This window comes from Polynucleobacter sp. MWH-Adler-W8 (genome assembly GCF_001889925.1).
Classification (GTDB): domain Bacteria; phylum Pseudomonadota; class Gammaproteobacteria; order Burkholderiales; family Burkholderiaceae; genus Polynucleobacter.
The window spans coordinates 174,462-195,103 of record NZ_LZFI01000005.1; the positions used below are offsets into that span (position 1 = coordinate 174,462).

Consider the following 20,642-nt stretch of genomic DNA (forward strand, 5'->3'; position numbering starts at 1 on the left):
TAAGCCGATTATTATATCTTGCATGACGAGCACTGTCAAAACCAATGACTTAAGCCAAATTCTGGCCCCAATTGCCTTAGATTTCAAGGCCTTAGACGAGGTTATCCGTCAGCGTTTAGCCTCAAAAGTCGCCTTAATTGACCAAATCTCGAGCTATATCATCCAGGCTGGCGGCAAGCGGGTCAGGCCTGCCCTACTGATGTTGGTAGCCAAAGCCTTAGCCAATGGTAAAGAAACACCCCACACCCTAGAAATGTCGGCTGTAGTCGAATTCATCCATACAGCCACCCTGCTTCATGACGATGTGGTGGATGAATCCACTCTCAGAAGAGGTCGTGAGACTGCCAATGCCGCTTTTGGCAATGCGGCCAGCGTTCTAGTGGGCGACTTCTTATATTCCCGAGCCTTCCAAATGATGGTTGGCCCAAATGACCTTCGAGTCATGCAAATTTTGTCAGACGCAACCAACACGATTGCCGAAGGCGAAGTTTTGCAACTTCTCAATATGAATGACCCAGAAGTGGATGAAGCAAGTTATTTGCAGGTCATTCGCTACAAAACAGCCAAGCTTTTTGAGGCCTCTACTGAGCTAGGCGCCATCTTAGCTAATGCCACCGATACACAACGGGAACAAGCCGCTGCATTTGGACGTCACATCGGTACGGCTTTTCAGTTAATGGATGACTTACTGGACTACACCGCTAATGCTGCACAGATGGGAAAAAATGCTGGGGATGATTTACGCGAAGGTAAGCCTACGCTGCCACTGATTTACTTACTAGAGAATGGTAGTAACGAAGAACGTCTTTTGGTACGCGCAGCAATTGAGCAAAACCAAGATTTACCAGATGATGTGTTTGCGCAAATCCTTGCCGCCGTCCAAAATTCTGGCGCTCTAGATTACACCCAAGCTGCAGCAAAACGTGAAGCAGATCTCGCTTTGGCCTGCCTAAAAGACTTCCCGTCAAACGAAGCCAGTGCTGCATTAGAAGCTCTGTGTGCCTACTCTCTTACGAGACAAACTTAAGTTCCCAAAGTATTCAATCTGAGTTCACGCGCAGTCATTCGCACCTGTTCCGCCTCTTCACGCAAACGTGCAATTTCTTGCGGTGATAACTGCTCTAGATTGGAATAATCCAATTTCCACGATGGATCTTCCGACCATACCAATGGTGATTGAACCGTTGTGCGGGCTGCAGGAGCTGACTCTAAAAGCCGCAAGGCCAACTCAAAATTTAAATCTTGTGAAGAAACGTCATTTGGTTTTGCGGCGGCATTACCCAAGGGAAAATCACTAAATAAGAACCGCGGCACTCCGCAATACTCAACGATATCTTTAGCGGCGCCCATCACGACTGTTGAAATTCCTGCAGTCTCTAAATAACGCGCTAATAAACTTTGGCTCTGATGACATATTGGACAATTCGGAATTAATACCGCCACATCCACACCATCAGCTTTCAGCATTTCTAAAATGCGAGGAGCATCAACCTCTAGTGTGTGGCGCTGACTCCGATTGGTCGGTAAACCATAGAAGTTTTCTGAAACCGCACCTATCCTTCCAGCTGTAAGCGCTCGTTTAGCAGCGTCCAGTGGGAACCAGCAATTACCGTCTTCCATATTGGCATTCTTGCGATCAACCCCCACATGGGCAATTCGTAAATCGATACTTCCTTCGCTCGACTGTTGATAGGGCTGATAAAACTTGGCTGCAGCATTGTAAGGAGCGCCCTGGCCTTGAGGTCCTTTACTGGGGTCATGAGGAACGGCGGTAGTAATGAGACCCAAGACAGATTGTGCAAGTGGCTTTTTCAGCGGAGTAAATGGCACATCAACGTAGTGAGCCCATACATAAGGATGCTCATAACCCAAACCCAAGTAGTAACTGCGGGTTCGATCTATATAGCGAATCGGCTGATCCTGTTCTGGTGCAAATATGAGCTCAGAAGCCTTAGACATCAATTCATCCCTGTAAGATATTGCATATCAAATATTTAACATCATAGGAACTCATTATGGCTCAGTGGCTTAGATTTCAGCATCAAGGAAAAGGTGGTTTAGGGCAAGTAGAGGGCGACCAAATTGCAGTGTATGAAGGTGATTTATTTAAAGCTCCTAAGCCCACTGGTGAATCGCTCAATCTTGCTGATGTAACGATTGACATCCCATGCACCCCTTCTAAGATGGTTGCCATGGTCGATAACTTCCATGCACTAGTAACGAAGCTTGAGCATGCCGTACCTACAGAGCCTTTGTACTTTCTCAAAGGTAACAACTCCTTCTTGGCAGCCAACCAAGTGATTCGAACTCCCAAGTCCTATTCCGGAAAAGTCGTTTATGAAGGGGAGCTTGGTATTGTGATCGGCAAACGCTGTCATGAAGTAGATGAGGCGGAAGCAGCTAAAGCCATCTTTGGCTACACCTGCATCAACGATGTCACCGCCATTGAAATCCTGAACCGCGACCCTGGTTATGCACAGTGGACTCGCTCTAAGAGCTTTAATACCTTTGGCGTATTCGGCCCTTACATCACTACCGATGTAGATCCGAGTAAGCTAACGATCAAAACCATTCTCAATGATCAAGAGCGTCAAAACTATCCGATTGCGGATATGATTTTCGCGCCCGAAAAATTAGTGAGTCTGATTTCCCATGATGTACCGCTTGAAGCTGGAGACATCATTGCCTGTGGCACTTCCGTTGGCGTTGGTTCCATGAAGCCTGGCAGCAATGTCAGCATCATTATTGATGGCGTTGGCCAACTAGATAATCGCTTCGAGTAATACTTCGAATAACTTCTAGCGCTAAAACAAAAACCCTTGCTATGTTCAGTAGCAAGGGTTTTTTATATGGAGAAACTTTACTTTTTTAGTAGCCCGATACCGATGGCAATGCCAAACTTCCCTTAGAAGCCTGAACGTTTTCATCCAAGTACTTAGTCAAAGCAAATACAGTATTTAAGCAAGGTGTTGGGGTTTGGGTGATCTTGCCTAACTCAATCACCGACCCTAACAAAGCATCAATCTCCAAGCTACGGCCCGCTTCCAAGTCTTGCAACATCGAGGTTTTGTGCTTACCCACTTTTTCAGCGCCAGCGATACGACGCTCGATATCTACACGGAAAGTCACGCCCAACTTCTCGGCAATCGTCTGCGCTTCGGCCATCATGTTGCGAGCCAACTCTTTGGTCAATGGGTATTGGCAGATGCCTTCCAAGGTTCCATGCGTCAGAGAGCTAATTGGATTGAAAGTCATATTGCCCCAAAGCTTGAGCCAGATCTCCGAACGAATGTCATCCAAAATTGGAGACTTAAATCCAGCTGAGCCCATCATCTCCGATATCTTCTGAATGCGCTCAGTAGTCTTGCCGTCCAACTCACCCAGTGGGAAGCGATTACCTTCAACGTGACGAATGACACCGGGAGCCTGCGTAAAGGTTGCTGGATAAACGACGCAACCAATAATGTTGTCTGGGTTTATGGCATTCTTAGCAACACCACCAGCATCTACCGTTTCTACTGCATGATCTTGATACTCGCCGCTTAACTTCTGGAAATACCACCAAGGAATTCCGTTCTGCATTGGGATCAAAATAGTTTTGGGACCCATGATGGCCGCCAAATCATCAATGATCGGCTCCACTTGATGAGCCTTCACCGCAAGAATCACAACATCAGGAGTTTCGGCATCACCAATTTTTTCCACCGCTTTAACTTGGGCAACCAAAGGCTCTGGTTGGTCATCCATAATTAAAGCCAGACCACGCTCTTTAATTGCGGCCAAAGTAGCACCGCGCGCAACAACCGTTACCTCATTGCCCGCTCGCGCCAACATGACAGCTAAGTAGCCGCCAATAGCGCCACCCCCGCCGATCACACAGATTTTCATGGGAACTCCATAAGAATAAAAAATTTTGTATTACTATCATATTAGAGGAGAATATTTTGCGGTGCAACATTTTCTTATTTGCATTATTTTTAAGCAAATGATGCTCTAAACGGCTTTTAATGAGTCTTTTGGTACCAGGCTTCCCAAAATCATGCCGACAATGCTGGCAAATAGACCGGCTAATTGGGGCGGTAAAATGGCATTCGGAGCCAACATCTCACAACTAATCCAGATGGTTAAACCTCCAACTACAGCCAATAATCCCCCCAAGGAGTTAGCTCTAGGCCAGTACACCCCAAACGCCAATGGCACAAAGGCGGCAACCAGCGTCACTTTATAGGCGCTCTCTACCATCTTAAAAATAGAAAGCTCCGAGTTCACCGCAAAGAAAGTGACCACCACAGCAAAACACAAAACCGTAATCCGCATGACCTTTAACAAATCATGATCAGATAAATGCTTGAAAAAACCTCGCACAATATTTTCAGCAAAGGTTACCGATGGCGCCAATAAGGTAGCGCTGGCACAGCTCTTAATAGCCGAGAGGAGTGCGCCAAAGAACATCACTTGGGCAATGAGTGGGGCATGGTTGAGAATTAGCTTAGGCAAGATCATCTGTGGATCGGTGGAGAGATATTCCTTGACCAAATCCGGGCTAATTAAGGTTGCCGAGTAAGCCAAATACATCGGCACAAAAGCAAAAATAAAATAGAGCACGCCACCCAGCAGAGCTGCTTGGACAGCAATGTTCACATTCTTAGATGAGGTAATTCGCTGAAAGACATCTTGCTGCGGAATAGATCCCAGCATCATGGTGCACAAGGCGGCAACGAAGCCCAAGATTGAGGCTAAATTCATATCCGGCCAGAAGTTACTAAATTGGCCAGCAGCGGCTGCATGCTCAATCACCACGCCTATACCGCCAGTCTGCGAAGTCATCTCACCACCGATATAGAGCATGCCGACCACAATAATGATCATCTGAATGAAGTCCGTAATAGCAACCGACCACATTCCGCCAAATAAGGTGTAGATCAATACACTAGCGGCACCAATCATCATGCCGCCCGTCTGAGAAATGCTTCCTTCAGACACAACATTAAATACCAGGCCCAGAGCTTTAATTTGCGCAGCAACCCAACCCAAGTAAGAAACAACAATACAAAGGGTTACTAAAACCTCAACTGTGCGGCCATACTTCTCGCGAAAAAAATCACCGATAGTGAGCATGCGACGGTTATAAAGATGGCGAGCAAAAAAGAGTCCCACCAAAATTAAACAAAGAGAGGAGCCAAAGGGATCTGCAACCACTCCCCCCAATCCTTCTTTTAAAAAAGTGGCCGGAATTCCTAAAACAGTTTCAGAGCCAAACCAGGTCGCAAATACGGTAGCGGTAACAATAGGCAAAGGCAGGCTATGACCAGCCGCAGCAAAGTCAGCAGTATTTTTGACTCTTAGGGCTGCCCATAAGCCAATGCCGACTGAGATAACCCAGTAAATAATGACAAACCAAATTAGCACGCCCAAATACTCCTTGTGAAATTTGATGAAATTATATGGCTATGTCACTTTTGGCAGTTAGCAAAAAGTACCAATTTGGATCACTCCAAGTTGAGCATCGGTCTGACATAATTCAAGAGTGAAAACACCCGAACAAATCCCGACATTCAGTCCATCAGCCGATCTGGCCTACCAAAAGGCTATTCTGGGTTCCGTCTCACGTACTTTTGCCCTTACCATCCCCCTTCTACCCCTAAGCATCGAAAAGGTAGTCGGCAACACCTATTTGCTGTGCCGCATTATTGACACTATAGAGGATGCCGCAGATTTAAGCCCACAGAGCAAGCAAGCTCTTTCGGCGCTATTTGTAGATGCAGTGCTTGAGAAGGCTCCAGTTGAGACATTTGTTGCGCCTTGCCTCAATGCATTAAAAAATTACAGCAATCAAGATGAGTTGGATTTAATTTCTCATACACCTACTGTTCTGCGAATTTTGCATACCTGCTCTACCCAGGATCAAGCAGCAGTCAGTCGTTGCGTTTCCATCATGTCTGAAGGAATGTCTTTTTTCCATGGAAGACAAAACCAAGCCGGCCTTCAAGATCTTGCTGAGTTTGAACAATATTGCTATGTCGTGGCAGGTGTAGTCGGCGAACTGCTAACAACTATCTTTAGCAATCATTCTCAAGCCTTCAAAGAAAAAATGGCGGGGCATGAAAATTTGGCAATCGCATTTGGTCAAGCGCTACAAATGACCAATATTCTTAAAGACTCACCAGAGGATAAGGCTCGTGGGGTCTCCTGGAAGCCAATCAATGTTAGTCATGAAGCACTTCTAAGGCTGGCCTATAAAAAGCTCCAGGAATCTCTGCATTACATTCTGTTGATTCCTAAACAGGAACAGGGCATGAGACGTTTTTGCTTCTTGGCTTTTGGCTTAGCGGTAATGACTCTGTCAAAGGTTGCAGATCGCAAAGAATTCGATAGCAAAGATGAAGTAAAACTTTCCAGAAACACCGTCATGAGTTTCTATGGCTTTACAAAGTGGGCCGTTAAAAGCGATGTGGTGATGAAGATTTTTTTCAGTCTTAGCAGCAAATCACTCGCTAGATAAGCAAACCTACAAAGCACCTTCATGCCTTAAAAGCCAAAGCTTGATTTGGCGATACAGGCCTGGGGAGTTTTCTTTCATAAAGCCACCAATACCTTGAGCAGACACCACTCGATGGCAAGGCGCTATTAGAGGGTAGGGATTAGCACCGCACGCTGTACCTACTGCACGCGCCCCACTCTTGATCTTTTTAGCTACATCACCATAGGTTCTTGTTTTACCAGCAGGTATATCTTGAATGCTAGCCCACACTTTTCTTTGATGCTCAGTACCCGCAGGTTTTGTGGGTAAGTCAAATTGCCAATGAGGGTCCTGAAAGTAAGCCTTACACTGCCGCGCAACCTCTTTAGCCAGTTGATTCTGTGGAGCGATTAAAACCGTGTTGGCTGGCAAATAATCCATTCTAGAAAGCATCAGGCTACCCTCCACCATTTCCGTCGAAATGCCCAGACACCCGAAAGGTGCTGCAATAACACAGTAGTTAGCGCCATTTGAGCTCAAAGGGGTTGGTATGGAAGCCATATCAAGTGATTCTCACATAAATAAACAAGAGGGATGACAGACCTTTATTCCATGGCTATAGCTTGAGAAATGCCACTTTGCTATATTGACTCATCCTTACTTTTTTCAGGCAGACCTCATGGACACCTTTTTTGACGATTGGCCGCTTTACAGCCAAGTTACTCTAGTCCTATTTTTACTTGCACTCTCTGGTTTTTTCTCGATGGCAGAAACCAGCATGCTGTCCTCCAATCGTCACCGTCTACGTGCAATGGCCAATGGTGGCAATGCCGGTGCAGCGCTAGCTGAGAGACTCCTAAAGCGCATTGACTCCTTGTTGTCAGTGCTACTGATTTCGAACAACCTGATCAATACCGTTCTTCCTATCCTGGTTACGGGGATTGCTCTGCATATTTTTGGTGATAGCGGTCTCGTACTCTCAATTGCTACTTTAGTTGTCGCCCTACTCATCATTATTTTTAGCGAGATTACCCCGAAGGTCATTGGTGCCGCTTTTCCAGAAAAGATTGCCTCCAATGTTGGCTGGTTTATTTTGCCCCTCACATTTGTATTGAAACCGCTGCTTTGGTTTATCAATAACTTTGTTTCTGGTCTTATGAAGGTATCTGGCCTGCAATCCTCTTCTGATAGCAGGGCTATGAGTAAAGAAGAGTTACGCAGCCTTGTTTTGGAGTCAAATCGTTTTGTCTCCAATCATCATCGCAACATCCTGCTCAACCTGTTCAACTTGGAAAACATTACCGTTGATGATGTGATGACACCCAGGTCCAAGATTGAGATTTTGGACCTCTCAAGACCTATTGATGAAGTGGTCCAACAATTGGAGACTTGCTATCACAATAAATTACCCGTTTGCGATGGTGACTCTGAGCGTATTGTCGGAATCCTTTCTGTAAAAAAGGCCTTGTCTTTGCTGGGTGATACCGACCTTAAGCATGAAGACTTTAAGGTGCTATTGAATGAGCCCTATTTCATTCCAAGCAGTACCCCCGTATTGCAGCAAATGCAATTTTTCCAAGATAACCAACAACGCTTAAGTTTGGTTGTAAATGAATATGGTGAAGTTCTAGGGCTAGTGACTTTTGAAGATATCGTGGAAGAGCTCATTGGTGAATTTACAACCTCTTTCTCCAACCTCTCAACTGATCCTCATTGGCTCCCGAACGGAACCTATCTAGCAACAGGTGGAGCCTCACTACGAGATCTGAATCGCTTACTCAACCTTAGTCTCCCTTTAAATGGTCCACGCACCTTAAATGGACTCATTCTCGAAAAACTCGAGGCCATCCCCGATCATGATGTCAGCATTCGCATTGCTGGCATCGTCATGGAAATTGTTCAATTTGACGAGCATGGTGTTAAAACAGTGAAGCTTTATCGTCCCGCCATTCGGACTCCAGAACAAGATTGAGCATTACCACTGATGACTCACTGATCATTCGCACTTGGTATGAAATCGCTACATATGCCCTAGATGCTAGAGCGAGTGATATTCATATAGAGGCTGGGGCCCAATCCACACTCATTCGTATTCGGGTAGATGGCCTGCTACAAATACAGTCGCATTACCCGATTGAATTTCACGATCGCCTCATCACACGCATCAAAGTTCTGGCGCGCTTAGATATTGCAGAAAAACGCCTGCCGCAAGATGGACGGCTTGGCATTGGCCATAACTTTTCCAAGCCCAATATTGATTGCCGGGTTTCAATCTTGCCAACTCTTCATGGGGAAAAGGCGGTTGTTCGCATACTGCCCAGTTGTATAGAAGAGCTTGATCTTCAAGATATTGGGCTGCTCTCGGAACAACTCGAGATATTCCATCAAGCCCTTGCTCAATCCAACGGGCTGATTTTAGTGACTGGGCCGACTGGGAGCGGCAAGACTCGAACGCTCTATAGCTGCCTGCGTGAGCTCAATCAAAATCATCGCAATCTTTGCTCAATAGAAGATCCCATTGAAATTCGTCTTGCTGGAGTCAACCAAGTGGCCTATCACCCGCGGGCAGGGTTGGATTTTCCAACGATCATTCGCGCCCTTCTTCGACAAGATCCGGATGTCATCATGATTGGAGAAATCCGAGATGCCGCTACAGCTCAGCTTGCTATTCAGGCGGCACAAACTGGACATCTCGTTCTTAGCACCTTGCATACCCGCAATGCTTGTGGGGCAGTTCCTAGACTTGGCCATCTAGGAGTAGATCAACAATCTCTGGAGTCCTGTCTCTTAAGCGTCAGCTCACAGCGTCTCGTGCGCAAAACTTGCGCACAATGTCTTGGATTTAAGATCAAAAATAACGTGCCATGTTCATTCTGCAAAGGCAGTGGCTACCTTGGGCGTATTGGGGTTCATGAAGTACTAAGCAAAACCCATTTGTTTAACTCGTCTACTTCATACCTCAGCATGCGAGATGCCGGATTAATTCATATGCAATCAGGCCTTATTAATCAAGCAGTCCTAGATGCAGAAGTGGGCACATGGCATTAAGTAAGCAGAATCAACTTCATTTTGCCGAGCAACTTGTAACATTGCTAGAGGCAGGCCTACCACTCCTCAATGCGATTGAACTTATTTATTCAACCGCCCCAAAGGCCTGGATTCCTTGGGTGACTAGCATTCACACCCAGCTCAAAAAGGGTGAAAGTTTTTCTCAATGCTTGCGCGCTCAAGAAAATCTATTTTCTATGGAATTTATTAATCTCATACGCGTCAGTGAGCGTACTGGTGACTTTCATCTGGCGCTAAAAACCATCTGCCAGCAACTTGAAGCTCAAATTGAATTGCGTCGAAAAATTCAACAGGCAATGAGTTATCCAGCCATCACTCTTACTAGCTCTTGCCTTCTAGTGATAGTGATGATGATTTGGGTCGTGCCAGTCTTTAAGGATGTTTTTGCTCATTTTCAAGCCGAGTTGCCAGCCCCGACTAAAGTGTTAATTCAGGCATCCTCATGGTTTGAAGCGTTATACCTTGAAATAGTGATAGCCCTCATTGGCTTTGCTGCGCTCTTTAGCCTTGCTTGGTCTAGGATCCCCAAAATTCAAAAATATTGCGATCGACTGAGCTTCTCTATACCCATGATTGGCCAGCTTCTCAGATTGGCAACGCTTACTTACTGGTGTCGGACATTAGGTCATCTCCTAAAGTCTGGATTACCCCTTCCAGATGCATTGAGGGTTACCGCACAATCATCCAACCACTGGCTCAGCCATGATTTCAGCGCTGATATATTCAAACACCTCACTCGCGGCTGGTCACTCGGAGATGCCATAACAAAAGCAGATCCCAAGCACCTACTATTTGATCAGGAAACATTGCAGCTCTTACGAATAGGATCTGAAAGTGGTGCGCTCGCTGAAATGCTGCAAAAGCGCGCATCGATATTGGGCTCTCAATTAAGCAGTCGCTTAAATACCCTAAGCCAAAGCTTGGAGCCCCTGTTAATCATTATCGTTGGACTCATTATTGGAAGTCTGGTCATAATCTTATATCTCCCCATCTTTAACCTAGGACAGATTGTTTAATGGGTAATTTTGTTTTGCTCGACTGGATCCGAATATCCCTGATAGCGATCTTGGTGTACTTAGCGTATTACGATTTGCGCACCTTTCGTTTGCCTGATGTCATCACCTTACCGCTCATCTTGCTGGGCCTCTTATTTAATAGCCTTTCAAATCAACGCTTTATTTCTTCTCAAGACGCAATTATTGGAGCGATCCTAGGCTACTCCTGTCTTTGGCTCCTCAACCTTCTTTATCGGACGGTCAAAAAGCAAGATGGGATTGGAATGGGTGATGCCAAACTATTGGCAGCCTTGGGTGCTTGGCTTGGCTGGTTTGCATTACCCAGTATTTTGCTAATGGCATCCCTGACTGGACTGATTGGCGGCATTATCTGGCTGCAGTGGAACAAACAAAGTCATCGCTCAGCTTTTCCGTTTGGCCCTTTTCTAGCTATTGCTGGCATTATTGAGTTGTTATGGCCACAAACCCTACAAACCCTCCTTCTGAGCAAGCTGGTCTAGGCATCCTCAAAGGGCATGTACCCTTTGTAGGTCTTACTGGTGGCATTGGCTCAGGAAAGACCGCTGTGAGCGATCAGCTCGCTCAACTGGGCGCAGGCATTGTCGACACCGATCTCATCGCTCATCAGATCACCGCCCCAAATGGAGTGGCTATCCCCTGCATTCAAAAGCAATTTGGCTCTGAGTTTGTTGATTCAAGCGGAGCGCTAGATAGAGTCAAGATGCGTACATTGGTCTTTGCCAATCCCGAAGCTAGAAAGTCTCTGGAAGCAATCACCCACCCCCTTATACGGGAAGAAACCATTCGGCAAGCCAAACAGCTCATAGAAGATAAGGCGCCTTACCTTGTTTTTGTAGTGCCCCTGTTGATTGAATCTGGCAATTGGGCATCCCTTTTGGATTACCTCGTAGTAGTGGACTGTCTAGAAGAAACTCAAATTGAACGTGTGATGCAGCGCAGCAAATTACCCCAAAACGAGGTAGAGAGAATTCTGAAGGCTCAAGCCAGCAGAGAAGAGCGTATTACCAGGGCGGATATGGTCATTGAGAATCAGGGCTCTCTTGAGAACTTAAAAACTGAAGTTTTAAAGTTGAACGAAAAAATCTTACAGATTCAGAAAGATCGAACCAGTTCGTCATAGAATATGGGCTTGTGATTGTCTACGAATACCCCTTTAACGAATTAGTTCGAAGCATGCTTCGACTGGAGTATTTGTTCGCCCGCTTCAACCACTTTGTCCGCTCTGATGACCCAGAATTGCACCACAATGCCATCTCTGTTTTATTTGATCTTGGTGACATCGGTGCACGCGGTGACATCAAGTCTTTACTACTCAAAGAATTTGAGCGTCAAAAATATGCGCTTAATGGATTGAAGTCGTCACAAAAGGTTGATCAAGAGGCGCTGACACAAACTCTTTCAGAAATTGATTCCGTGGCTAGCAGTATTAATCAATCAACCGGCAGACCCAACTCTGTGATTACTGAAAGTGAATGGTTAAATGCGATTCGCACCAGATTAAATATTCCAGGCGGTACCAGTCCAATTGATTTGCCTAGCTATCATGCCTGGAAAAATAGTCCATCATCTGAGCGACGTGAGTTGCTTGAAAAATATGTTGGGCCGCTCTTGCCATGGCATGAGGCATGCCAATTATTTTTACGACTGTTACGTCAATCAGGCGAGGCTAAAGATGTGGTTGCGCACAATGGATCTTTTCAGCAAGCTCCATCTGGCAAGGTGTATCAGTTAATGCGTATTGCCGTAGAAGATGATGCTTTGTTTTCTGAAATTAGCGCAAATAAATATTTACTCTCAGTTCGCTTCTTAAAGTCCGAACGCGATAAAAAAGCACAGTTGGTAAGTGCTGACGTGCCATTCAAACTCACCCTCTGCCAGTTTTAAGTCAAAAGGGCTCTTAGCCTTTCTAGCATGGGCCAGGCGGCCGGCAACAAGGGTTCAACACTGGGCTTTTCGGCAGCAAGCAACTCCCACGATAAGGCTTGATTCTCACAACCTTTGGGAACCCCTCTCCAATCGCGAATAATGCTCACATGTAAGCGAACATAGGCATGCGGGTAATCATGCTCCAGAATAGTAAGTTCTTCACTTGATTGAATATCAATGCCGAGCTCCTCTTGAAGTTCACGCTTCAGCGCCTCGAAAACCGTTTCCCCTTTTTCGATTTTTCCGCCTGGAACTTCCCAATAACCAGCGTAGGGTTTGCCTTCAGGTCTCTGCCCTAAAAGATAGCGGCCATCAGAATCCAGCAAGATTCCTGCTGCCACTTCAGTAACTGGGCGCTTGATTTCACTCATCAAAAAGATCTTAAGCTTTTGAACCAGCCCAATGCTTAGCGAATTGCCAAGCAACGCGACCTGAGCGTGAGCCACGCTCCAATGCCCAGACCAAAGCTTCTGAACGCGCCGCTTCAATTTGCGCAGCACTTAAACCAAAATGCTGCAACCAATGCGCCACGATCGCCAAATACTCATCTTGTTTTGGCGGGTAAAAAGACAACCAAAGACCAAAGCGCTCTGATAAAGAAATCTTTTCTTCAACCACTTCACCAGGGTGAATTTCACCATCGTCGTTATGAACGTATGTCTCGTTATCCTTCATATACTCTGGCAATAAATGACGGCGATTAGAAGTGGCGTAAATCAAAATATTGTCGACTTGCGCAGAAACAGAGCCATCTAAGGCTGATTTCATGGCCTTATAGCCGGATTCACCTTCCTCAAAGGAGAGGTCATCGCAAAAAATAATGAAGCGCTCTGGACGCTCAGCCAAAAGCTCGGTAATGTCTGCTAAATCAGCCAAATGCTCTTTCTCAACCTCAACTAGCCGCAAGCCTTGGCTGGCAAACTCATGCAAGCTCGCTTTGATCAATGAGGACTTTCCAGTTCCCCTGGCGCCAGTCAACAAAATATTATTAGCTGGCTTTTTCTGAATAAAGTTTTTGGTGTTATCGCGGATGGCGTCACGCTGCCGATCAATATTCTGCAAATCCTCAAAAGTAATATCAGCAACATGCTTTACGGGCTGCAAAAACCCAATGCTGCCAAAGATGCTATCGCGTCGACGCCATCTATATGCAGTAGAAGATTTCCACTGCTCCTCATTCAAGGACTTCGGTAAAAAAGTGTCAAGATGGTCTAAAAGACGGTCTAATTTTTCATTCATATTTCGGATAGTCTTTTATGAGCGGTAATCTGCATTAATAGATACATAGTCATGCGACAAGTCACAAGTCCACATAGTTTGTGTAGCGTTGCCGCGACCCAAGTCAATCTTGACGGTAATTTCTGGAGCCTGCATGACCCTCTGACCATCAGCCTCGAGATAGTCAGGGTTGCGTCCACCATTTTTAGCAACCCAAACATCTCCTAGCCACATTTGTACGCGATTCACATCTAAATCAGCGATACCCGCATAGCCAATCGCTGCCAGGATGCGGCCTAAATTAGGGTCGCTAGCGAAGAAAGCAGTTTTTACTAAAGGGGAATGGGCAACTGCCTTAGCAACCAAGCGGCACTCCTCAGAAGTCTTTCCACCAAGCACTTCGATCGTCATAAATTTGGTTGCCCCTTCGCCATCGCGCACAATCATTTGCGCCAGCTTTCTAGCTAGTGCAATTAATGCATCTCGTAGGATCACATAACTAGGATCGTTCGCCGATTGAATTTGCACTGATGACTGACCCGTCGCCATAATGATGAAAGAGTCATTAGTGGATGTATCACCATCAATAGTGATCGCATTAAATGAAAGATCCGCTATCTCACGAGTAAGGCCACTCAATAGGCCAGGTGCAAATCCAACATCAGTAGCAATAAATCCCAGCATGGTTGCCATATTGGGGTGAATCATGCCAGCGCCCTTACAGATACCAGTAATAGTCACCATCCCTGCAGGTGTTTGTACAGTTGCTGAAGTGGCTTTAGGCTGAGTATCCGTGGTCATGATGGCTTCAGCCGCATCAAACCAATTGTCCTCGCTAAGGTTTGCCACCGCCCTTGGCAAAGCGCTAATAATTTTCTCAATCGGGAGCGGCTCAAGAATCACGCCGGTTGAAAAAGGCAGAATCTGCTCTGGATGAATCTTCAGATCCTTAGCCAAAGCTGCGCAGGTTTCTAAGGCATGCTTCATGCCAGATGCACCAGTCCCAGCATTAGCATTGCCGGTATTCACCACCAGAGCTCGAATTTCACCATTTCGACCCTCTTGTGCCAAATGCTCGCGACAAACTTGTACTGGAGCAGCGCAAAAACGATTTAGAGTAAAAACGCCAGCAACCTGGGAACCAGGCGCTAAAGTCATTACCAATAAATCTTTACGATTTGCCTTCTTAATACCAGCTTCGGCGATGCCCATCTCAAAACCTTTGATAGGCTTTAGTTCGGCTTTTTGGGGGAGGGGTAAGTTAACAGTCATAGTCTGATAATTGTAGATGAGGCTCAAAAATAAAGCGCACCTTCTAGGCGCGCTTTATTGGTTAAACCCCATTACAGATACTATGCCTTGATTGGCAACTCCCGAATCCGCTTGCCAGTTGCTGCGGCGATTGCATTTACTAGAGCTGGGGCCACTAAAGGCACTCCAACCTCACCCAAACCACCCGGCTTCTCCTGACTTGGCACCAAATGCACCTCAACTACTGGCACTTGATTTTGTCTCAAGCTAGGGTAGTTATTGAAGTTGTTCTGCTGAACCCGGCCATTCTCAATCGTGATTTCATTGCTCAAGGCTGCGCTCAAGCCGTAGATCACGCCACCAGTGAGCTGTGCCCTTGCTTGATCAGGATGCACTGTAATTCCGCAATCAGAAACAAACGTAATTTTCTTAACCTTGGTCTCTTTAGCCGCAGAATCTAATTCAAGTATGCAAGCAGAATAGGTGTCATAACACTCCATCTGTGCAACACCAAAACGCTTACTACCAGGAATGTATCCAGACTTTTTCACTGCCAACTCAAGAACAGCCTTTGCTCGTGGGTGCTTGCCTAAAGATGCCATCCGATACGCAACAGGATCTTTGCCAGCGGCTTTAGCGGCCTCATCTACAAAACTCTCAATTGCAAAAGCATTTAACGCATTACTGACTGAGCGCCAATAACCCACTCGAAGTCCGGTATCCGTAATCACATTAGTAATTTCTAGATTAGGTATTTCATAAGTAATATTGTTGGAGCCCTCCACCATGAATGGATCAAAACCATCCTTCACAAAACCAGGAAAGGCTCGTGCTGTCACTGACTGAGAAACCATTTTGGCTTTCAAGGAAGCCAGCTGACCATTAGCACCCAAGACTCCATCCACTTTATGAATACTCATAGGACGATAGAAGTCATGAGTAATGTCATCTTCCTTGGTCCAGAGCATCTTGACTGGCATGCCAGCTGCTTTAGAAATTTCAGCAGCCTGACGAATGAAATCCAATTCCAATTTACGGCCAAATCCACCGCCCAGAAAGGTGGTTTCAATAGTGACATCTTCTGGCTTAACGCCGGCCGCAGCTGCAGCCACAGCCTGCCCACCTTGCTGAAACTGAATTGGGCCAATAATTCTGCACTTGCCATTAGATACATCGGCAGAGCAGTTCACAGGCTCCATGGTGGAATGGGCCAAGTACGGCAAAAAGTATTGGGCGCTCAGCGGCTTGCCATTTGCAACGACAGCATTGGAATCACCCACTGTTTTAATCACAGCCCCTTTTTTAGATAAACCATCCTCCAATGACTTACGAACAACCGCATTGCTCAGGTTGGCATTAGACCCTTCGTTCCAGGTAATCTTCAGGGCATCTCTACCTTTGCGCGCGGTATAAAAGTCTTTAGCTAATACTGCAACACCATCCGAAATCTGGACAACTTTAATTACTCCAGATACCTTCATTGCAGCGGAAGCATCAAAGGATGTAGGCGTACCTCCAATAACAGGGCATTGCGCTAAGGATGCAATTGCCATACCCGGAATCTTGACGTCAATTCCATAAACTGCTTTGCCAGCAACTTTGCTCGGTGTATCCAAACGGCGCATCGACTCTTTGCCAATCACCATAAAATTGGCAGGCGACTTTAGGGCTGGCTTTTCTGGAAGAGGTAACTTAGCTGCATCTGCAGCCAATTCTCCATAGGTGGCTGACTTGCCACCTGAATACGTTACCTTGCCATTCATAGCCTTACAGTCGGCAGCTGCAACATTCCAACGTTGAGCAGCGGCCTGAACTAAGACAGTACGAGTTGCGGCTCCGGCAGTTCTTAACTTATCAAAGGCTTCGCGTACTGAAGTTGAGCCGCCGGTAATTTGACCACCCAACATCGCATTGATGTAAACAGGGGCAACTCCAGCAATCTCAACCCGAATCATTGAGAGAGGTAAATTTAATTCCTCAGCTAACAAAGCTGGTAAAGAGGTATATACGTCCTGACCCATCTCTGAGCGAGCACAAATAAGCGTAATTTGATTATCCGGGGTAATTTTTACCCAAGCGTTTGCTAAAGCAGGCTTTGCCGCATCCCCTACAGCAGCTTCACTTGCCAGCGGCAGATGCATCCCGATAACAAAGGCACCGCCAAGAACGGCACTTTGCTGAATAAATTGACGACGGCTGTTGCTTTTTAAAGATTGATTTTTCATATGATCTTTACCCTTTATGCCAATTTATCTGCAGCGCGTTTGACTGCTTTTTCGATACGAGAATAGGTGCCGCAGCGACAAATATTGCCGCTCATGGCATTTTTAATATCATCACTACTAGGCTGTTTTTTCTTTGCCAATAAATCGGCTGCAGACATCATTTGCCCAGTTTGACAATATCCACACTGAGGCACATCAAACTCGATCCAAGCGTCTTGAAGTGCTTTCCCAACTTTTGCCGTTAAACCCTCGAGAGTGGTAACCGACTTACCGCCTGCAGCAGATATAGGGGTGGAGCAAGAACGGATAGCAGCACCTTCTAGATGAACTGTACAGGCACCACAAAGTCCTGCGCCACAGCCATACTTTGGACTCGTGACATCTAAATGGTCTCGTAAGACCCAGAGAATTGGCGTTTCAGGATCCCCATCGAAATTAACAGCTTTACCATTGAGAGTAAAAGACACGGTCATAACGCCCCCTTATTTAAATTTAAGATTTTGCAGACAAAGCAAATATTTTTGCGCCTACAAATCATGACAGATCTCAGGGTCTCTAGGGGTATTAAATTATTAGGGTTTCCACCAAGAAAAATGGCCCAGATAAATCTGAGCCATTTAAGCACTGTCGCGTAAAGATTAAAGCTCTAAGCTAGGGCGCCGTGGCAGTTTTTATACTTCTTTCCGCTACCGCAAGTGCAGGGATCGTTGCGACCTACCTTTGGACCTGCGCGAAGAGGAGCTGGCTGAATATCCACTGCAGCGCCACGATCACCCGTTGAGCCCGCTACTTCCTTATCGGCGTCAGCATGTTGATACTGAACATCTGAAAGCTTTGCCAGGTCCTCATTCATAGATTCCGAAGCCTGATCTAACTCGCTTGAGCTCCTAATCTGAACCGTCATGATGTTTTTCACAACGTCATTTTTGATGACATTGAGCAATTCACCATACAGCTCAAATGCTTCACGACGATATTCTTGCTTAGGATCTTTTTGCGCATACCCGCGCAAATGAATACCCTGCCGCAAATGATCCAAAGCAGCCAAGTGCTCACGCCAGTGACTATCCAAGCTATACAGAAGCACGGAGCGCTCAAAGCCTGCAAAAGATTCACGCCCAGAGAGTTCGACCTTTGCATCATAAGCTTCCTTAGCGGCCTGCAATACACGATCAACGATTTCTGCATCATCTACAGTCTCGGCACCTTCAACCCAATTTCTGAGGTCAAGTTCAAGACCCCACTCACTGGCTAAAACGTTTTCCAGTCCAACTAGGTCCCACTGCTCTTCCATAGACTCCAGAGGAACATAAACTGAGGAAACGGAACGCAAAACATCTTCGCGCAAATTAGCAATTAACTCGCCAATATCAGCACTCTCAAGCACTTCATTTCTGAGGCGGTAAGTTTCTTTACGCTGATCATTGGCAACGTTGTCATATTCCAGCAATTGCTTACGAATATCGAAGTTGCGGCCTTCAACTTTGCGTTGAGCAGACTCAATAGAGCGCGTCACCATACCCGCCTCAATCGGCTCACCATCGGGCATCTTGAGACGCTCCATGACGGAACGTAAACGATCGCCTGCAAATATGCGTAGCAGCGGATCATCCAATGAAAGGTAGAAGCGGGAGGAGCCAGGATCACCCTGGCGGCCCGAACGGCCTCTTAACTGGTTATCGATACGACGACTCTCGTGTCGCTCGGTGCCAATGATATGTAAACCACCCGCAGCAAGTACTTGGTCATGAATACTTTGCCACTCATCCTGCAACTGCTTAATTTTGGCTGCTTTATCAGGATCAGCTAGTGCGCCGTCAGCCTCAATCAAAGAAGACTGCTTGCCGACGTTGCCGCCAAGCACGATATCAGTACCACGGCCTGCCATATTAGTAGCAATCGTGATCATTTTTGGGCGACCAGCTTGAGCAATAATTTCTGCTTCACGAGCATGCTGTTTTGCATTTAAAACTTGGTGCGGTAATTTGCGCTGATCTAATAGATTCGCAATCAACTCAGAGTTTTCAATCGAAGTGGTACCAACTAATACTGGCTGGCCACGTTCATAACAATCTTCGATATCTTTAATCACCGCGTCATAGCGTTCGCGAGATGACTTATAGATCTGATCTTGCTTATCTTTTCTTTGGCTAATACGATTTGGCGGAATCACAACTGTTTCCAAGTTGTAGATTTCTTTAAATTCATACGCCTCAGTATCGGCAGTACCAGTCATGCCGGCTAACTTGCCATACATGCGGAAATAATTTTGGAAAGTAATCGTCGCTAAAGTTTGATTCTCATTCTGAATCTGCACACCCTCTTTAGCTTCTACAGCCTGATGCAATCCATCAGACCAACGACGACCTTGCATCAAACGACCTGTAAATTCATCTACGATGATGACTTCGCCACCCTGAACAACGTATTGTTGATCGCGGTGATAGAGCGTGTGTGCGCGCAGAGCAGCATAAACGTGATGCATCAAAGTAATATTTTGCGGCGCATAAAGAGAGTCACCATCATTGAGCGCGCCCAATTGAACCAATATAGACTCAGCCTTGTCATGACCTTGTTCGGTCAAATAAACCTGCTGAGACTTCTCATCTACCCAGTAGTCACCTGGCTTCTCAACACCCGTACCATCTGTCTTCTCTTCGCCAATTTGACGTTCTAAATATGATGGCAGAGCATTAATTTTGATATAGAGATCAGTGTGATCTTCAGCCTGACCAGAAATGATTAATGGAGTACGAGCCTCATCAATCAGAATGGAGTCGACTTCATCAACGATCGCATAAGCTAAACCACGTTGCACGCGCTGATCCAAATCCTGAACCATGTTGTCGCGTAAGTAATCGAAGCCAAATTCGTTATTGGTGCCGTAAGTAATATCAGCGGCATAAGCCTCTTGCTTAGTAGTGTGGTCCATTTGAGATAGGTTCACACCCACCTTCATGCCCAGGAAGTTATACAACTTCGACATCCATTCGGCATCACGCTGTGCCAAATAATCATTTACCGTGACAACATGAACACCTTTACCAGTCAAAGCATTCAAATAGACTGGAAGAGTAGCTGTTAGGGTTTTTCCTTCGCCTGTACCCATCTCGGCAATCTTGCCTTGATGCAAAGCCAAGCCGCCCAAAATCTGCGCATCAAAGTGGCGCATCTTCATAACGCGCGTGCTAGCCTCTCGAACTACCGCAAATGCTTCCGCAGCGATGTCATCTAAGGACTCTCCAGCGGCAAGGCGTGACTTGAATTCTGCAGTTTTTGCAGCAAGTGCAGAATCATCCAAAGATTGCAGGCTCGCCTCAAAAGTGGCGACCTTAGCAACGACTTTGCGATACTGTTTTAAGAGGCGGTCGTTACGACTGCCGACCAGGGTTTTAAGAAGACCGATTACCATGGGATATTGAAGAAAATTAAGTCCTTGATTTTATCACCCGCAAC

General features: G+C 46.1%; 19 protein-coding genes. 9 read left to right on the top strand and 10 right to left on the bottom strand.

Translation table 11 applies throughout. The annotated features are described in order from the left end of the window. Nucleotides 1-22 precede the first annotated feature (22 nt). On the top strand, nucleotides 23-1,027 hold the full coding sequence (locus AOC28_RS07640; protein ID WP_072583370.1) for a polyprenyl synthetase family protein: 1,005 nt from the start codon (nucleotides 23-25) through the stop codon (nucleotides 1,025-1,027). Here the strand turns inward: AOC28_RS07640 and AOC28_RS07645 are convergent. Further along, nucleotides 1,024-1,959 carry a glycine/sarcosine/betaine reductase selenoprotein B family protein gene (locus AOC28_RS07645; RefSeq protein ID WP_072583371.1) on the bottom strand — a complete coding sequence of 312 codons (936 nt, stop codon included), beginning with the start codon at nucleotides 1,957-1,959 and terminating at the stop codon, nucleotides 1,024-1,026. The genes AOC28_RS07640 and AOC28_RS07645 overlap by 4 nt on opposite strands. A gap of 56 nt (nucleotides 1,960-2,015) precedes the next feature. On the opposite strand from AOC28_RS07645, the gene AOC28_RS07650 reads away from it, so the two are divergent. Continuing rightward, the gene (locus AOC28_RS07650; protein ID WP_072583372.1) at nucleotides 2,016-2,783 is read left to right on the top strand and encodes a fumarylacetoacetate hydrolase family protein; all 768 of its coding nucleotides are present in this window, start codon (nucleotides 2,016-2,018) and stop codon (nucleotides 2,781-2,783) included. An 85-nt stretch (nucleotides 2,784-2,868) separates the two neighbouring features. On the opposite strand, the gene AOC28_RS07655 is transcribed toward AOC28_RS07650, so the two are convergent. Together AOC28_RS07655 and AOC28_RS07660 are read right to left on the bottom strand one after the other, a co-directional pair. Then, a complete protein-coding gene (locus AOC28_RS07655) occupies nucleotides 2,869-3,888 on the bottom strand; it encodes a 2-dehydropantoate 2-reductase (RefSeq protein WP_072583373.1) in 1,020 nt (339 codons plus the stop codon). A 105-nt stretch (nucleotides 3,889-3,993) separates the two neighbouring features. Further along, on the bottom strand, nucleotides 3,994-5,409 hold the full coding sequence (locus AOC28_RS07660) for a sodium:solute symporter family protein (RefSeq protein ID WP_072583444.1): 1,416 nt from the start codon (nucleotides 5,407-5,409) through the stop codon (nucleotides 3,994-3,996). Between the two features lie 118 nt (nucleotides 5,410-5,527). Between AOC28_RS07660 and AOC28_RS07665 the strand changes: the two genes are divergently transcribed. Further along, nucleotides 5,528-6,502: a squalene/phytoene synthase family protein gene (locus AOC28_RS07665; RefSeq protein ID WP_202816838.1), complete on the top strand. Its 975-nt coding sequence runs from the start codon at nucleotides 5,528-5,530 to the stop codon at nucleotides 6,500-6,502. A gap of 6 nt (nucleotides 6,503-6,508) precedes the next feature. On the opposite strand, the gene AOC28_RS07670 is transcribed toward AOC28_RS07665, so the two are convergent. Further along, a complete protein-coding gene (locus AOC28_RS07670) occupies nucleotides 6,509-7,021 on the bottom strand; it encodes a methylated-DNA--[protein]-cysteine S-methyltransferase (protein ID WP_072583374.1) in 513 nt (170 codons plus the stop codon). Nucleotides 7,022-7,139: 118 nt separating this feature from the next. Here AOC28_RS07670 and AOC28_RS07675 point away from each other — a divergent pair, with 118 nt between their 5' ends. From AOC28_RS07675 to zapD, 6 genes are read left to right on the top strand one after another with little or no spacing between them, the layout of a single operon-like run. Beyond that, nucleotides 7,140-8,432, top strand: coding sequence for a CNNM domain-containing protein (locus AOC28_RS07675; RefSeq protein ID WP_072583375.1), 1,293 nt, complete (start codon nucleotides 7,140-7,142; stop codon nucleotides 8,430-8,432). Beyond that, nucleotides 8,429-9,508 carry a GspE/PulE family protein gene (locus AOC28_RS07680; RefSeq protein WP_072583376.1) on the top strand — a complete coding sequence of 360 codons (1,080 nt, stop codon included), beginning with the start codon at nucleotides 8,429-8,431 and terminating at the stop codon, nucleotides 9,506-9,508. The genes AOC28_RS07675 and AOC28_RS07680 overlap by 4 nt, the downstream gene beginning before the upstream one ends. Further along, nucleotides 9,499-10,545, top strand: a complete 1,047-nt coding sequence (locus AOC28_RS07685) for a type II secretion system F family protein (RefSeq protein ID WP_072583377.1) — start codon at nucleotides 9,499-9,501, stop codon at nucleotides 10,543-10,545. Before AOC28_RS07680 ends, AOC28_RS07685 begins: the two co-directional genes overlap by 10 nt. Beyond that, nucleotides 10,545-11,045 carry an A24 family peptidase gene (locus AOC28_RS07690; protein WP_072583378.1) on the top strand — a complete coding sequence of 167 codons (501 nt, stop codon included), beginning with the start codon at nucleotides 10,545-10,547 and terminating at the stop codon, nucleotides 11,043-11,045. The genes AOC28_RS07685 and AOC28_RS07690 overlap by 1 nt, the downstream gene beginning before the upstream one ends. Continuing rightward, nucleotides 11,000-11,686 (top strand): dephospho-CoA kinase, encoded by a 687-nt coding sequence (gene coaE / locus AOC28_RS07695; protein ID WP_083564266.1) that lies wholly within the window; start codon nucleotides 11,000-11,002, stop codon nucleotides 11,684-11,686. Before AOC28_RS07690 ends, coaE begins: the two co-directional genes overlap by 46 nt. 11 nt (nucleotides 11,687-11,697) lie before the next feature. Further along, entirely contained in the window at nucleotides 11,698-12,450 is a 753-nt protein-coding gene (zapD, locus tag AOC28_RS07700; protein ID WP_072583379.1) for a cell division protein ZapD, read from the top strand. Here the strand turns inward: zapD and AOC28_RS07705 are convergent. From AOC28_RS07705 to secA, 6 genes are all read right to left on the bottom strand, one after another. Further along, the gene (locus AOC28_RS07705) at nucleotides 12,447-12,863 is read right to left on the bottom strand and encodes an NUDIX domain-containing protein (protein WP_072583380.1); all 417 of its coding nucleotides are present in this window, start codon (nucleotides 12,861-12,863) and stop codon (nucleotides 12,447-12,449) included. The genes zapD and AOC28_RS07705 overlap by 4 nt on opposite strands. Nucleotides 12,864-12,873: 10 nt before the next feature. Next, nucleotides 12,874-13,731 carry an ATP-binding protein gene (locus tag AOC28_RS07710; RefSeq protein ID WP_083564267.1) on the bottom strand — a complete coding sequence of 286 codons (858 nt, stop codon included), beginning with the start codon at nucleotides 13,729-13,731 and terminating at the stop codon, nucleotides 12,874-12,876. Nucleotides 13,732-13,746: 15 nt separating this feature from the next. Continuing rightward, the gene (gene argJ / locus AOC28_RS07715; protein ID WP_072583382.1) at nucleotides 13,747-14,982 is read right to left on the bottom strand and encodes a bifunctional glutamate N-acetyltransferase/amino-acid acetyltransferase ArgJ; all 1,236 of its coding nucleotides are present in this window, start codon (nucleotides 14,980-14,982) and stop codon (nucleotides 13,747-13,749) included. 80 nt (nucleotides 14,983-15,062) lie between these two features. Further along, complete coding sequence (locus AOC28_RS07720; protein WP_072583383.1) at nucleotides 15,063-17,186, bottom strand: molybdopterin cofactor-binding domain-containing protein; 2,124 nt, start codon at nucleotides 17,184-17,186, stop codon at nucleotides 15,063-15,065. A gap of 14 nt (nucleotides 17,187-17,200) precedes the next feature. Further along, nucleotides 17,201-17,659 (bottom strand): (2Fe-2S)-binding protein, encoded by a 459-nt coding sequence (locus AOC28_RS07725; protein WP_072583384.1) that lies wholly within the window; start codon nucleotides 17,657-17,659, stop codon nucleotides 17,201-17,203. A 173-nt stretch (nucleotides 17,660-17,832) separates the two neighbouring features. After that, nucleotides 17,833-20,598 carry a preprotein translocase subunit SecA gene (secA, locus tag AOC28_RS07730; protein ID WP_072583385.1) on the bottom strand — a complete coding sequence of 922 codons (2,766 nt, stop codon included), beginning with the start codon at nucleotides 20,596-20,598 and terminating at the stop codon, nucleotides 17,833-17,835. Between the last annotated feature and the right edge of the window lie 44 nt (nucleotides 20,599-20,642).

Coding starts and splice junctions, on each gene's coding strand:
- AOC28_RS07640 (WP_072583370.1), top strand. CDS start 23: ATGACGAGCACTGTCAAAACCAATGACTTAAGCCAAATTCTGGCCCCA.
- AOC28_RS07645 (WP_072583371.1), bottom strand. CDS start 1,959: ATGTCTAAGGCTTCTGAGCTCATATTTGCACCAGAACAGGATCAGCCG.
- AOC28_RS07650 (WP_072583372.1), top strand. CDS start 2,016: ATGGCTCAGTGGCTTAGATTTCAGCATCAAGGAAAAGGTGGTTTAGGG.
- AOC28_RS07655 (WP_072583373.1), bottom strand. CDS start 3,888: ATGAAAATCTGTGTGATCGGCGGGGGTGGCGCTATTGGCGGCTACTTA.
- AOC28_RS07670 (WP_072583374.1), bottom strand. CDS start 7,021: ATGGCTTCCATACCAACCCCTTTGAGCTCAAATGGCGCTAACTACTGT.
- AOC28_RS07675 (WP_072583375.1), top strand. CDS start 7,140: ATGGACACCTTTTTTGACGATTGGCCGCTTTACAGCCAAGTTACTCTA.
- AOC28_RS07685 (WP_072583377.1), top strand. CDS start 9,499: ATGGCATTAAGTAAGCAGAATCAACTTCATTTTGCCGAGCAACTTGTA.
- AOC28_RS07690 (WP_072583378.1), top strand. CDS start 10,545: ATGGGTAATTTTGTTTTGCTCGACTGGATCCGAATATCCCTGATAGCG.
- coaE (WP_083564266.1), top strand. CDS start 11,000: ATGGCCACAAACCCTACAAACCCTCCTTCTGAGCAAGCTGGTCTAGGC.
- AOC28_RS07705 (WP_072583380.1), bottom strand. CDS start 12,863: ATGAGTGAAATCAAGCGCCCAGTTACTGAAGTGGCAGCAGGAATCTTG.
- AOC28_RS07710 (WP_083564267.1), bottom strand. CDS start 13,731: ATGAATGAAAAATTAGACCGTCTTTTAGACCATCTTGACACTTTTTTA.
- argJ (WP_072583382.1), bottom strand. CDS start 14,982: ATGACTGTTAACTTACCCCTCCCCCAAAAAGCCGAACTAAAGCCTATC.
- AOC28_RS07720 (WP_072583383.1), bottom strand. CDS start 17,186: ATGAAAAATCAATCTTTAAAAAGCAACAGCCGTCGTCAATTTATTCAG.
- AOC28_RS07725 (WP_072583384.1), bottom strand. CDS start 17,659: ATGACCGTGTCTTTTACTCTCAATGGTAAAGCTGTTAATTTCGATGGG.
- secA (WP_072583385.1), bottom strand. CDS start 20,598: ATGGTAATCGGTCTTCTTAAAACCCTGGTCGGCAGTCGTAACGACCGC.